This is a genomic window from Caenimonas aquaedulcis (genome assembly GCF_015831345.1).
GTDB lineage: Bacteria > Pseudomonadota > Gammaproteobacteria > Burkholderiales > Burkholderiaceae_C > Ramlibacter > Ramlibacter aquaedulcis.
In genome coordinates, this window is the sequence record NZ_JADWYS010000001.1 from 4,436,647 (window position 1) to 4,450,431 (window position 13,785).

Annotated in this window: 11 protein-coding genes; 6 read left to right on the top strand and 5 right to left on the bottom strand. The window is 69.2% G+C overall.

All coding sequences use genetic code 11. The features are described 5' to 3' along the window. Positions 1-47: 47 nt before the first annotated feature. Both I5803_RS21495 and I5803_RS21500 read right to left on the bottom strand, forming a co-directional pair. Positions 48-680: an alpha/beta hydrolase gene (locus I5803_RS21495; RefSeq protein WP_231402981.1), complete on the bottom strand. Its 633-nt coding sequence runs from the start codon at positions 678-680 to the stop codon at positions 48-50. A 251-nt stretch (positions 681-931) separates the two neighbouring features. Continuing rightward, complete coding sequence (locus I5803_RS21500; RefSeq protein WP_196988347.1) at positions 932-1,396, bottom strand: response regulator; 465 nt, start codon at positions 1,394-1,396, stop codon at positions 932-934. A 131-nt stretch (positions 1,397-1,527) separates the two neighbouring features. On the opposite strand from I5803_RS21500, the gene I5803_RS21505 reads away from it, so the two are divergent. From I5803_RS21505 to I5803_RS21520, 4 genes are all read left to right on the top strand, one after another. Beyond that, positions 1,528-3,153, top strand: coding sequence for a PAS domain-containing sensor histidine kinase (locus tag I5803_RS21505; protein WP_196988348.1), 1,626 nt, complete (start codon positions 1,528-1,530; stop codon positions 3,151-3,153). Beyond that, positions 3,150-3,806 (top strand): response regulator, encoded by a 657-nt coding sequence (locus I5803_RS22465; RefSeq protein WP_196988349.1) that lies wholly within the window; start codon positions 3,150-3,152, stop codon positions 3,804-3,806. The genes I5803_RS21505 and I5803_RS22465 overlap by 4 nt, the downstream gene beginning before the upstream one ends. Before the next feature lie 54 nt (positions 3,807-3,860). Then, positions 3,861-4,253 (top strand): response regulator, encoded by a 393-nt coding sequence (locus tag I5803_RS21515; protein ID WP_196988350.1) that lies wholly within the window; start codon positions 3,861-3,863, stop codon positions 4,251-4,253. A gap of 68 nt (positions 4,254-4,321) precedes the next feature. Then, positions 4,322-5,482 (top strand): sensor histidine kinase, encoded by a 1,161-nt coding sequence (locus I5803_RS21520; protein ID WP_196988351.1) that lies wholly within the window; start codon positions 4,322-4,324, stop codon positions 5,480-5,482. Between the two features lie 37 nt (positions 5,483-5,519). Here I5803_RS21520 and I5803_RS21525 read toward each other — a convergent pair whose 3' ends face one another. Beyond that, on the bottom strand, positions 5,520-5,942 hold the full coding sequence (locus I5803_RS21525) for a response regulator (RefSeq protein WP_196988352.1): 423 nt from the start codon (positions 5,940-5,942) through the stop codon (positions 5,520-5,522). 19 nt (positions 5,943-5,961) lie between these two features. Continuing rightward, entirely contained in the window at positions 5,962-8,067 is a 2,106-nt protein-coding gene (locus I5803_RS21530; RefSeq protein WP_196988353.1) for a sensor histidine kinase, read from the bottom strand. A 218-nt stretch (positions 8,068-8,285) separates the two neighbouring features. Between I5803_RS21530 and I5803_RS21535 the strand changes: the two genes are divergently transcribed. Together I5803_RS21535 and I5803_RS21540 are read left to right on the top strand one after the other, a co-directional pair. Continuing rightward, positions 8,286-11,822, top strand: a complete 3,537-nt coding sequence (locus I5803_RS21535) for a VCBS domain-containing protein (RefSeq protein WP_196988354.1) — start codon at positions 8,286-8,288, stop codon at positions 11,820-11,822. Then, on the top strand, positions 11,822-12,154 hold the full coding sequence (locus I5803_RS21540) for a VanZ family protein (protein ID WP_196988355.1): 333 nt from the start codon (positions 11,822-11,824) through the stop codon (positions 12,152-12,154). Before I5803_RS21535 ends, I5803_RS21540 begins: the two co-directional genes overlap by 1 nt. Before the next feature lie 42 nt (positions 12,155-12,196). Here I5803_RS21540 and I5803_RS21545 read toward each other — a convergent pair whose 3' ends face one another. Further along, a complete protein-coding gene (locus tag I5803_RS21545; protein ID WP_196988356.1) occupies positions 12,197-13,636 on the bottom strand; it encodes an MFS transporter in 1,440 nt (479 codons plus the stop codon). Positions 13,637-13,785 lie beyond the last annotated feature (149 nt).

Here is a 13,785-nt window from a genome sequence, read left to right on the forward strand (position 1 = left end):
CAGCAGCCCCGGCGTACGCGGAGGTCACCCGATCGGCCGGACCTTGGTTACTTCCCCTGAACGACGAAGGCCGACAGGTCATCCGCCAACTGCTGCTCGATCCCGTTGAAGCTGTGGAAGGCATTCACGTCGCAGAGCGCGCCACGCGAGACGCCGCCGTCGTACGTGATCACTCGGCTCGTGGCCGGTGGCAGCAAGGCCTGCAATTCGGGCAGTTTCGCGGCCGGGGACACCTGGCATGAGTCCAGCTTGTGGTGCAGCACGAGCACCGGTACCCGCAGCGTGCCCACACCCGATTCCTGCAGCGGCTTCGCCGTCGAGCCGCCGAAGCGGCTGCTCTCCAGGATCGACGAGACCAGCACGATCCCGTCGGGCGACGCCTCGCCGGTCAGGTGCGTCGCTGCCGTCACCGCCGAATGCGTGCCGCGGCTGTGGCCGACGACCCATACGGGTTTGCCGAACGCCTTGCGCGCATCGGTGATCACCGCGCCCAGGTCGGTTGCGTGCTCGGTGCTCTCACGGAAGTCCCCGCCCAGGTCGCGCCGGTCGCCGGGTGCATCGACCAGCACCACGGCGTGCCCCCGAGCGACGAGCAGCCCGCGTATCCGCGCGAGCAAATGGGTGTCCCGCTGCAGGGTGCCGTTCGGATAGATGCCGAGCTGGCCCGTGCCGCCCATCATGAGCACCAGCGTCGCGGCGGTGGGGGTTCCTGCGGGGGGCCTGGACCACGATGCGCTGCTTGACGCCGGGCCGGGTCGCCAGCTCGGAGACCGTCGTGGTTTGCGCGAGGCCTGCCGTGGTTGCGAGTGCGAGGTGGATGGCCAGCAGCCAGCATTTCATGGGCGTCCCGTTTCCGGTGCAGTCTCAGGGTGAAGGAGCCCCGGCATTGTCCACGGAATGCTCATGCGCGCGGCACGCATGAGGGAACCCCCTAGCTCGACGCGTGCCAACGCTCGAGCAGCGGGGCCAGCTTCGCCGCCGTCAACGGCTTGGTGATGCTCCCCAGGACACGAGGGTGGTATTCGCGGGCCAGCAGCTCGACCGCGTCGAGCAGTTCGGGGACGCACGCCGTGTTGATGATCACGGCGGTTGGCGGATCGTCCTCGCGCGACGACTTCAGCGCCTGCAGCAACTCGATGCCGTCCATGTCCGGCATCGCGACGTCCAGCAGCATGACCTGCGCGCCGAGCCTGGGGTCGCGCAAGCGCTTCAACGCGGCCATGCCGCTGGTCACCCCCTCGACGTCCGCGGCGCCCAGGTCCCGCAGCAGGCGGTCCGTCGCATCGAGCTGGACCTTCAGGTCTTCCACGACGAGGAAGCTCATCCCCGATGCGGGCCTGCTGTGTGTCGCGGCGGGTTTGCGCGGGCTGCACTCTGCCAAATGGGTATGGTTCATCTCTTCGATCCTTTGCGCAGCGGATGAGTGGGGCGTTCTTGCCGCGCAAGGTTAAGCGCGCGGGTTTGCGCCGCCTTAGGTGAAATCCTGTGTCCGTTCGAGTTGCTCGAGGCGAGGCCTTATAGTCACCCATGCGCCGACCCGGGACCATTCCATGGCTGATCGCGCGACCTCTCGATCGGGTGGGGGCGCAGCAACTGGTCCTCCTCCTGTCGGCGACGGTGCTTCCCGCGGTCCTCTGGTGGGTCGCAGGGTCCGCGGCAGCGGCGTCGGGCAGCGCGCTCGCAGGCCTCCTGCTGTTCATCCGTCTCCAGCACACGCTGGCCGAGCGCCACGCCGCCGCCACGGCGCCGATCATCGCTGCGGTGCGGGATGCAGTCGTTTCGCTGTCCGCCGAGCTCGTGATCGTTGCGTTCAACCCGGCCGCCGAAAAGATGTTCGGGCATCCCGCCGAGAAGATCCTCGGGAAGTCGGTCGATATGCTCATCCCCGCGCGCCTGCGCGAGCGATACCGCCGGGACATGCAGGCCTTCATCGCCCATGGCCACGGCGGCCAGCCGGGGGACAAGCCGTGGACGCTCTGCGCGACCAGGGCATCCGGGGATGAATTTCCCGCCGAGGTTTCTGTGCTGCGCCCCGACGCGGGGCGCGGCGGCGCATACCGCATCATCATCCGCGACGTCACCGACAGGCACGAGGCGCACCTGCACGGCAACCGGCTCGCCGCCATCGTCGAGTCGAGCAGCGATGCCATCGTGGGCCTCGATCGCGAAGGCCGGGTGACGCACTGGAACGGCGGGGCAGAGCGGATGACGGGCTATGCGGCCGCGGAAATGCTGGGCCGCTCGTTCCTCGCGCTGGTCCCGCCCGGAAGCGAACCGGACGACCTGGCCGCGCGCGTGCTGGCGGGCGAGCGCATCCTCGGCTACGAAACGCGCAGGGTCCGCAAGGACGGGCGCGTCATCGATGTGTCGCTGTCGGTCTCCCCTATCCACGACGAACATGGCCGGCTGGTCGGCGCGTCCACCGTCGCCCGAGACATCACCGCGCAGCGCACGGCCGAGCGTTCCAGGGCGGACGACGTGCTGAAGCTGCGGGAGTTGACGCGCCGCCTCATGCGGATCGAGGAAGAGCAGAAGCGTGCCCTGGGCCAGGAGTTGCATGACCAGGCCGGTGCGAATCTCGCCGCGCTGGCCTTGACCCTCCAGCTCGTGCGCCAGCAATTGCCGCAGGACACGCCGGCGGAGGTGGCGTCCCGGCTGGACTTCTGCGACGAACTGCTGCAGCGCACGACAGCCTCCGTGCGCGACGCGCTGGGCGGCCTGCGCCCGACGGCGCTCGACGAGCTGGGGCTGCTGGCCGCGCTGCGCCAGCATGCGCGGGCCATGTCGGGCAGCGGGCTCATGGCCTTCAGCGTCGACGGCGAAGAGCCCCACCCGCGCCTGGACTCCGAATGCGAGATCGCGCTGTTTCGCATCGCGCAGGAAGCGTTCAGCAACGCGCTGAAGCACTCGGGCGGGAGCCGCGCGCATGCGCACCTCTCGCAGGCGGATGGGGAGGTGCGCCTTCGCATCACCGATGACGGCCGCGGCGTGTCCTCGGCAGGCCCCGCGCCCTCGGGCGGCAGGCTGGGCTTGACCACGATGCGCGAGCGCGCGGACGCCATCGGCGCGCATCTCGATGTGTCCAAGGGCAAGGAAGGGGGCACCGTGGTCACGGTGCATCTCGTGCCCGCGCCCCGGGAGGTCGCGGCGTGAGCGGCGCCAGCGCGGTCTCGATCGTGATCGTGGACGACCACGCGATCATGCGGGAAGGCCTTGCGCGCATCCTCGAGCAGCACGCGGACTTCCAGGTCGTCGGCTCGTGCGGCGACGGCAGGGAGAGCCTGGCGCTCATCGCCGCGTTGCAACCGCGCGTGGCGGTCCTGGACATCTCGATGCCCCACCTCAACGGCATCGAGGTCGCGCGGCAGGTGAAGGAGCGCTCGCCGCAGACCGCCGTCGTGATCCTCTCCATGCACGCCTCGGCCGAGCACGTCTTCCAGGCGCTGGAGGCGGGCGCCCGCGGCTACCTGCAGAAGGAATCGGCCGCCCGCGAGATCGTCGAGGCGCTGCGCGCGGTGGCCGCCGGGCGCCGCTACCTGAGCCCCCGCATCGCGCAAGTGGTCGCAGAGCACGACGGCGAACGCGGCGCGCCCTTGCCCTCGCTGCAGGCGCTCTCGCGGCGGGAGCGCGAGATCCTGCAGCTGGTCGCCGAAGGACACAGCAGCGCGGAGATCGGGGCGATGCTCTTCCTGTCGCCCAAGACCATCGACAGCTACCGCAGCCGCCTCATGGCCAAGCTCAAGCTGGCGGACGTTCCGTCGCTGGTGCGCTTCGCCATCCGGCAGGGTGTGATTTCCCTCGATTGAGCGAAACCGAGAACTCCCCGCAGACAGGCGCGCGCACGGCAGCTATCGTGGCCCATGAACCTGCATTTGTGCGACCGTGGCGGCATTCTCGTGATCGACGACCATCCCGCCGTGCTGCAGGCGACCGTCGAATTCCTGGCCTGCGTCTTCCCGCGCACGCCGGTTCGCGGAGAGCGTGGCGCGCTCGACGCGCTCGATGCGTGCATCGCCCGCATGCCCCAGGTGGTCGTGCTGGACATCATGCTGCGCGGCATGAATGGACTGGAGGCGGTGGGCCGCATCCGCGAGCTCGACGCCGGCGTGCAGGTCGTCATGCATTCCAGCTTCGACGAAGCGGAATTCCGCGACGCGGCCGCTCGCGCGGGCGCCACCGCATTCGTGTCCAAGCACCACCCGGCGGGATTGCTCCCTGAGATCTCTCGCCTGCTCGGCGTGGCCTGCCCATGAGGCCGCCGCGCCGCAACGAGTACAGGATTCCCGGCAGACAGCGCGGCGCGGGGCCCGTAAGCTCAACCATGGATTCGATTCACCATCGCCCGGCTCATGCCTACGGGCACCGCCTGCACTTCCTCGAAAGCGACGCGAAATACCGCCTTTTGTTCGAAAACGGCCTCGACGGCGTGCTGCTGACCAGCCCGACAGGCGCCATCCTCGCGGCCAACCCGGCGGCTTGCGCGCTGTTCCGCATGACCGAGCAGGAACTGCAGCGTCATGGGCGCGATGCCGTGGTGAACCGGGACGACCCGGAGCTGCATCGCCTGATCAGCCAGCGGCAGTCTTCGGGCAGTGCGCGGGGCGAGCTGGAAATGAAGCGCAGCGACGGCACGACCTTCGACGCGGAAATCGCTTCCGCCCAGTACGTCGACGACACGGGCCACACGCTCACCAGCATCTTCGTTCGCGACATCACGGAGAAAAAGCGCGCGCGCCGGGCCATCCTGGCCGCCAACGCGCGGCTGGAGGAGCGCGTCAAGCGCCGCACGGCGGACCTGGAGATGCTCAACCAGGACCTCGAATCCTTCGCCTTGTCCGTCGCGCATGACCTGCGCGCGCCGCTCGGGGTCATCAACGCGTTCAGCGAGCTGCTCGAGGAGCGCGAGGCCCAGGTGGTGAGCGAACGCGGCCTGCACCTCATCCAGCGCATTCGCGCGGCCGCGCGGCGCATGAGCCGCATGACGGACGCGCTGCTGCATCTTGCGCGGCTGTCGCACGAGGGGTTGAAGAAGGAGACCGTGGACCTCGCCCCCGTGGCCCGGGAGATCATTGCGAACCTGCACGACCTCGCGCCCGGGCGCATCGTCGAAGTGACCGTGGACGCGCCCATGGAGGCCTTCGCGGACCTGGGCCTCGTCACGCAACTGATGGAGAACCTCCTGTCGAATGCGTGGAAGTTCACGTCCCGGCGCGAGCGCGCGATCATCGAGATCGGGCGGATCGACGCGCCCGGCACCCCGCGCACCTTCTTCGTGAAGGACAACGGCGTGGGCTTCGACATGGAGCATGCGTCGCGGCTCTTTCGCCTCTTCAACCGCCTGCATTCGCATGGCGATTACGAGGGAACGGGCGTCGGGCTGGCCACGGCGCACAAAATCGTCTCACGCCATGGCGGGACGATCCGCGCCGAAGCCGTGGACGGCGCGGGCGCGACCTTCTATTTCACGCTGGGCGCGGACTGAAGCGGGACTGAAGCGGGACTGAAGAGGGCCGGCGCCGTCAGCGCGACGGCACGGGCAGGATCGCGAGGCGCGTCCAGTACTCCACGAGTTGCCGCAGCGAGTTCACGAGCACTTCGAAATCGACCGGTTTGGCCATGAAGGTATTGCAGCCGAGCTCATAGCACCGGCGGACATCGGACGGGCTTTTCGAGGTGGTCAGCATGACGACCGGCACGCTCTTCATCTGGGGCCGCGCGAGGCGCTCCTTGAGGACGTCGAAGCCGCTCATCCCGGGCATATTGAGGTCCAGCAGGACGAGGTCCGCCGGGCTCGCGCCGGGCGCGCTCTCCTCGAAGTATTCGAGGCAGGCCCGCCCGCTCTCCACATGCTCGATGGTGATGGTCTTGAGCCCAGTGGCTTCCAGTGCGGTACAAGTCAGCAGGACCTGGTCTTCATCGTCCTCGACCAACAGGATCTTCATTTGTTACAGCGTTCCAGGCTCAGGCGGCGGGTAGCGAAAAGTGGAAGGTGCTGCCGGCGCCTTCTGTGGATTCGACCCAGATGGTTCCATTATGCCGTTCGACGATGCGGCGGCACAGCGCCAACCCTATGCCTGAGCCTTCGAAGCGCGAAGTGCCGTGCAGCCTGTTGAACACTTCGAAGATCTTCGAGAAGTGCTCGGACGCGATGCCGATGCCGTTGTCCTTCACGGCGAACACCCAGGAGCGCCCGTCCTGCGTCGCCGTCACGCTCACCTCCGGCGGGCGCTCCTCGCTGCGGTACTTGATCGCGTTGCCCAGGAGGTTCAGCATCAGGTGAACCAGCTCGGACTTCCCTCCCATGACCACGGGCATCGGTCCCACGGTCACGCGCGCCTGCGCGCCCTCGATCGCCGCGTCCATCAGCTGGAGCGCGTCGTCCACCACCTCGCGGAAATCCATGGGCAGCATCGGCGGAAGCTCGGCGTCGAGGCGGGCGAAGACGAGCAGGTCGTCGGTCAATCGCTCGAGGCGCACCGCTGCCCTGGACGTCCGTGAGAGCAGGTCCCGTCCCTTGTCGTCGAGCACCGCGCTGTAGCCGCGCTCGAGGAGGCGAACGAATCCGTTGATGGAACGCAGCGGGGCTTTCAGGTCGTGCGACGCGACGTAGGCGAACTGCTTGAGGTCCTCGTTGCTCCGCACGAGTGCTGTCTCGTGCGCGACACGTTGGGAAATGTCGCGCACGATCACCGTGAGCAGGTAGCGGTCTGCCTGCCTGAGCCTGGAGATGGACGCCTCGATCGGGAATTCCTCGCCGGTCCTGCGCAGGCCGAAAGCGCGGCCGTCGGAGCCGACGGAGCGGCGGGCCGCGCCATCGAGGCCGAACGGGTGGCCGAGGCCCGGGTTCGATGCGCGCCATCGCGGGGGAATGATGAGATCCACCGGGCGCCCGACGATCTCCTCGCGCTGCCAGCCGAACATCGCGACGGCGGCGGCGTTGAACAGCATCACCTTCTGTTCGTCGTCGATCGTGATGATCGCATCGAGCGCGGAATCGACGATGGCCGCCAGCTTCGCCTCGCCATCGGACACCGCGACGCCGGCACGCTGGAGCGCTTGCGACGCCTCGACCAGCGCGGCGCCGAGCTCCTGCGCTTCCTCGAAGGCGAGCGGCGGCAGCTCGATGGGGCTGCCGCTTCCGATGCTTCTGGCGGGACCCGACAGGCTGGTGATCGACCTCGAGATGCGGCGGCCGACCACGGCGGCAACGCCCATGCCGCTCAGCAGCAGCAACAGGCACACGCCCACTGCCAGTGCGACGGCACGGTTCAACCGCGACTGGGACTCGGCGAGCGGGATGGCGATCACCGCCGTCCAGTCGGTGAGGGGCGACTTCACGAAGACCGTGGACACCGGCGTGCCGTCCAGGGTGTTGGACAGCAAGGATCCTTCGCTGCGGCCCTCCATCGCCGCCAACAGGTTGGCGCCCGCGCGCACCCCGAGGAAACTGTCGATGTTGCGCGTGCGTCCGACGACCGTGCCCTTGCTGTCCAGGACGGTCGCGATCCACGTCGCGGGCAGCCGCTGCTGCACCAGCAGCGATGTCAGCACCTGCGGGGGAACGGAGCCGCTGAGAACATATTCCACCGGGCCCGGATTCGGCACGGGCACCGACACCGTCACCACGGGCTTGCCGGTGAGGCGCGCGATGAACAGGTCGGACACTTGCGGTGTGTTGGATTCGACCACGCGTCGTATCAGCGCCGGATTGCCGTGCGGCGGCAGGGGCTGTCCCGCGGGGGCGAGAAGGTTGACGAGCTGCTGGCCCTGCGCGCTCGCCACGCCGAGATTGGTCGACTGCATGGTCTTGATCGCGATCGCCGCCTGGGCGCGGAACGACTCGAAGTCGCGGGACTGCAGGTGGGGGGACGTGGCCAGTGCGCTGAGCGTGCTCTGGATGCTCACCAGTTCCCGGTCGACGGACGTGATGACGGCGCGGCTTCGCGCGAGAGTCTCGTCGACCTGCCGGGCCTTGCGCTCCTGCACGTCGAGGAAGATGAGCCATCCGGCGAGCACGACACCGGGAACCAGGCAGGCCAGCACGATCGCACTCAGCAGTTGGTCCAACCGGGGTTGCGTCCTTGCTGTTGTATTCACATCTCCCGATCAAGGCACGCGTAAGACGATGCGGCCGCCGGCGATCTTACTCAAACCCACTTGGCGATTGGGCTATCGCCGGTAAGGAAAATCCGGCACATGCCATCCCCGCCCTTGACCGGCTCGGCCGTTGTTCACAGAATCGCACGGTCCGGCATGTGCCGGGGACAACAACTGAGGGAGTGGAGATGACCAACGCGGTTCTGGGAATTCGCGGGCGCCTCGAAGTGGGCGACACGCTGACGGCGCAGGGGATGACGTCGGTGGGGCACACCGCCGCCGAATGGGCATTGCAGTGGCAGGCGTGGAACGGCACGTCGTGGGTCAACGTCGGCGCCGTGGGCGCGACGAGCTACACGATCCTCGCGAGCCAGGTCGGCTGGCAGTTCCGCCTGACGGGCTCGCTGGACGGCCAGGCTTATTCGAGCATCGCCACAGCGGCCGTCACGCTCGACACCAAGAAGGACACCGCCCCGACCATCGCGCCGAGCGACCTCGGCCTTCTCTTCAACCCAGGCGAACACGTCACCTACGACGGCGTGCTTTCCACCGCGAATTTCGGCGATGCCGACAGGAGCAATTTCTCGGGCGGGACGCTTGTCATCCAGAACACCAACGCGCTGTCGCGCGGCGGCGACGGCCAGGACGTCCTGAGCTTCAACGGCCCCGGCGCCTTGAGCGTCAATGCCGCCACCGGCGACATCCTGAGCGGCACCACGGTGATCGGCCGGATCGATGCCGTGCAGAACGGCGCCGGCACGGACCTGAAGGTGCTGTTCAACGCGAACGCGACGCTCGCGATGATCAACACGCTGGTGGACAAGGTGCGGTTCTCCAACAACGACGACAGCCCGGAGCACTTCCGCATGCTCACCGCCGTCCTCACCGACCCGACCGGCCGCTCGGCGCAATTCGCGCAGGGGATCGAGGTCACGGGCCTGCCCGACGCGCCGGTGTTCACGGGCGCCGCGGCCTTCACCGCCGCGGAGAACCAGACGGCCGTCGGCGCCGTGGGCGCGTTCGATCCCGACCGCGAAGCGGGCCAGCCGCAGGGCATCCAGTACAGCCTGGCCGCGGGACAGGGCGGCGCGGACAACGCGCTCTTCCAGGTCGATGCCGCGACCGGCACCTTGCGCTTCATCTCGCCGCCGGACTTCGAGAGCGGGGCCCACGCGCCGGCCTACCAGGTGCGCGTGCGCGCCACCGACAGCGAGGGCAGCGTGACGGACCGGGCCATCACCGTGAACGTGACCAACGTGAACGAGGCGCCGGTCTCGCACGACCTGCTGCTGTACACCGACGAGAACGGCGCGCCGGCCACGGCCGTCGTGGGCTCCTTCGACCCCGACGCGGGCGACACGCGCACGGTGACCTACAACGCCGCCGGCCTCGTGGGCACGCTGTCCTTCGACGGCACGCGTTTCACCTACGACCCGGGCAACCAGTTCAACGAGCTGCCCGCGTATGCGAGTGCGACGCAGAATTTCACCTTCACCGTCACCGATGCGCAGGGTTTGAGCACGACGCAGAACGCTTCCGTCATCGTCTTCGGCACGAACGATCCGGCCACCATCAGCGGCCCGTCCACCGCGGTGCTGCGGGAGGATTCCGCCGCCTTCCCGGGCGCAAGCGGCGTGTTGACCGTGACCGACCCGGACACGGGCGAAGGCAAGCTCGTCCCGGCCATCGGCAGCGGCAGCGCAGGCGCGGGCACCTTCATCGCCAATGGCGCGAGCTGGAGTTACCAGGTCGACAACGCGCTGCTGCAGCACCTGGGCGCCGGGCAGTCCGTCGACGACGTGTTCACCGTTCGCAGCTACGACGGCACCGCGACCCAGCAATTGAAAGTCACCCTCACGGGCGTCAACGACGCGCCGCAATTCGGCCCGAGGATCAACGTCGGCGATCCGGTGGAGGCCGGCAACCTCGACGACGGCACCGTCGTTCCCGGCACGGCGGTGCTGACCGGTCGCGTCCTGGCGACGGATGCCGACGACGGCGACACGCTCACCTACTCGGGCTCGGCCAACGGCGTGTACGGGCAGTTCGCGATCGACAGCGGCAGCGGCCAGTGGACCTACACGCTCGACAACGCGCGCGCCGCCACCAACGCGCTGCGGGAAGGGCAGGGCGCGTTCGAGGGTTTCACGGTCACCGTGCGGGACGCGCAGGGCGCGACGTCCACCACCAGCGTGGGATGGACGATCCGCGGCACCAACGACGTTCCCGTCATCGGCTCGGGGAGCACGGCGAGCGGCGTCGTGGCGGAGCCGGGCCGCACGGGTGCGGCAAGCTTCGACCTCGCGGGCTCGTACGAGCAGGCGCACTTCGTCGCGCCGTCCGCCGACGGCAGCTTCTACCTGCTCGGGTCCTCCGCGCAGGGCGCCGCCCTGCTGCGGTTCAACGCCGACGGAAGCGCCGACACGGCGTATGCGGCCGGCGGGCAGGCGGCCATCGACGGCATGGTCTCGCCGCGCGGCCTCGCACTCGACGGCGCGGGGCGCGCGCTGGTCGCCGGCTACACGTCCGAGAACTACGGCCAGTCGCAGATCGACTGGGCGATCGAGCGGCGCAACCCCGACGGCACGCCCGACGCGTCCTTCGGCGGCGGCGATGGCCGCGTGGTGCTCGACTTCGGCGGCTACGACTACCCCACGCAAGTGCTGGCAGCTGCCGATGGCGGCGTGCTCGTCGCGGGCCAGGGCGTGATCGTGCGGCTGCAGGGCGACGGCACGCTCGATCCTTCCTTCGGCACGGGCGGCATCCTCACGGTCGCGGGCGATCCCGTGCTGCCTCCGGATTTCGAGATGCGCCTGGACGCGCAAGGGCGCCTGCTGCTCTGGGGCGGAACGACCGGCGACGACGGCGCCGGCGCAATCGGGGTGTTCCGCCTGCTGGCGGACGGCAGCCTCGACACGGATTTCGGCACGCAGGGGCGCAGCCTCGTGGCCATTGGCGAGCGCGGCGTGCGCGACTTCGACCTGCAGGTCGCCCCTGATGGCAGCATCGCCTTGGCGTGGTCCGAGTTCTCGCCGACCTTGTACGTCGATCCGGTGTCGCTCGCGCGCCTGGACGCGCAGGGCGCACCCGTCGCCGGCTTCGGCGTCGACGGCATCGTGCACACATCGCTGAACGCGGGCGCGCTGTCGCTCGCTGTGGATGCGCAGGGCGCGGCGCTCCTCGCGTTCAGCGCGCCCGGCTGGAGCACGCGCGACATCGACGTGGTGCGCTTCGGCGCAAACGGCATGCAGGACACCGCCTTCGGCACGATGGGTGTGGCGCGCGTCGACCGGGGGAGCCTCGACGATGTCGGGACTCTCCACGTCACGGCGGCCGGCGGCATCCTCGTCACGGGCAACGTCACGTCATCGTCCGGACAGGACATCGAGCTCGCGCGCTTCACCGGAAGCGGATTGGCGGACGACACCTTCGGTGCGATGAACGCGGGCGTGCTGGTGGCGTCCGGCGACCTGTTCGCGTCGGACGCGGACGCGGGGGACGGCCTGTCGTGGACGGGCGGCGGCAGCGGAACGTACGGCACCTTCGCGCTCACGCCGCAGGGGCACTGGACGTACGCGCTCGACCCCGCGAGTCCCGCGTTGCAGGCGCTGGGTTCGGGACAGACCGCGACCGAGACGTTCACGGCGACGGTGCACGACAGTTTCGGCGCCGCGGCGTCGCAGCAGGTGACGGTGACGGTGGTCGGAAGCTGGGACGCGCCTTGATGTACCGGCGCCTGGCACGGGCATCGTTCTGGATTTGCGCGGCGGCCGTCCTGTACCTCGCGCTCACGCCGGCGCCGCCCGTCAAGGTGTCCGACTGGGACAAGGTCAATCACGCCTTCGCGTTCGCCGTGCTGGGCGTCCTGGGGTGGACGGGGTGGACCACGCGCCCCCGCACCATCGCCGCATGCCTCTTCGCCTATGGCTGCGCGATCGAGGTGCTGCAGTCGTTCACGGAAACGCGAACGGGCGATTGGAAGGACGTAGTGGCGGATGCGGCGGGCCTGCTCATCGCCGCGGCCGTGGTGGCCGCGTTCGCGCCGCGGCGTGCTTGAGCCTTGCGGGCGCCCGGTTGACGGGACGCTGCCAGCCGGCCGTCACAGAGCCGATTTCACCTCCGGATGCGCGGGGGCCCGCTCCCGCATCCACCACAAGCCCATCGCCGCGGCGCCGACAGCGAAGATCGCGCCCGCTGCGAACGCCATCCGGTAGCCCGCCGCCAATGCCTCCGCCGCCTGCGCTCCGGCGGCCTGCAGGCCGGCGGTGCGTCCAGCGGCCAGGCTCGCCAGCGCGGCAAGGCCCAATGCGCCGCCCATCATGAAGGACGTGTTCACCACGCCGGAGGCCAGGCCCGAATCCTCGGGGCCGACTTCGCTCATGGCGGCCATCAGCAGCGGATTGAACGCGATGCCGCAGCCCACGCCCAGCAGCACCATGCCGGGCAGCACGTGCAGCGCGAAGCTGCCCTGCACCGGCGCGAGCGCGAAAAGCGCGAGCCCGGACGCGCCGAGCAGCAGGCCGCCCGCCATCGGCCAGCGAAACCCGTAGCGCATCACGACGCGCGCGGAGACGCCCAGCGAGAGCGCTGCCATGATCAGGTTGGCTGGCAGAAAGGCAAGGCCGACCTGCATCGGCGTGTAGCCGAGCACCAGCTGCATGTACAGCGCGGAGATGAAGAACCACGCGAACATCGCGGCCGCCCACAGCACGCCCGCGACGTTCGCGGCGGCGATGTTGCGGTGGCGGAACAGTCCGAGCGGCATCAGCGGCGCGGGCACGCGCGACTCGGTCCACAGGAAGATCGCCAGGAGCACCACGGCGCCGGCGAGCAGGCCCAGCGTGCGCACCGACGCCCAGCCTGCCTCGTTGCCGCCGACCACGGCATACACGGCCAGCATCAGGGCCCCCGTGACGGTGATGGAGCCCACCCAATCCAGCCGCGCCCCGCGCACGCCGGGGCTGGCGGGGATGAGGAGCATGCACAGCGCCGCGACGGCGATGCCGATCGGCAGGTTGATCATGAAGATCCAGTGCCAGCTGAAGGCGCCCGTGAGAAAGCCGCCCAGCAGCACACCGATGCTGCCGCCGCCCGCGCAGACGAAGCCGTACACGCCCATCGCGCGCGCACGGTCGGTGGGTTCGGTGAAGAGATTCATGATCAGCGACAGGGACACCGCCGACACCACCGCGCCGCCGATGCCCTGCACCGCGCGCGCCACGACCAGCATGGTCTGCGTCTGCGCGAGGCCGCAGGCCAGCGAGGCGAGGGTGAACAGCGCGAGGCCGGCGAGGAAGACGCGCCGGTGGCCGTAGAGGTCGCCCAGCCGGCCGCCCAGCAGCAGGAAGCCGCCGAAGGTGAGCATGTAGGCGTTGACCACCCAGACGAGCGAGGTTTCGGTGAAGCCCAGGTCGGTGCGGATCGACGGCAGGGCGACGTTCACGATCGTCGTGTCGAGCACGATCATGAGTACGCCGAGGCACAGCACCAGCAGGGCCCACCACCGGGTGCGGGCAGGGTCGGGAGCGGGACGGGTCATGCAGGAAACTCCAGGTCGCGGGAAAGTTGCAGGCACCAGAGTGTGCCTTTCCTCACGACGAACGGCGCAAGTGCGAATCGACACGCGGGGGTTTACGTCGGGGACATACTCAGCCGCTAAAGTCCTGCTCGCATTCCCCTTCCCCACGT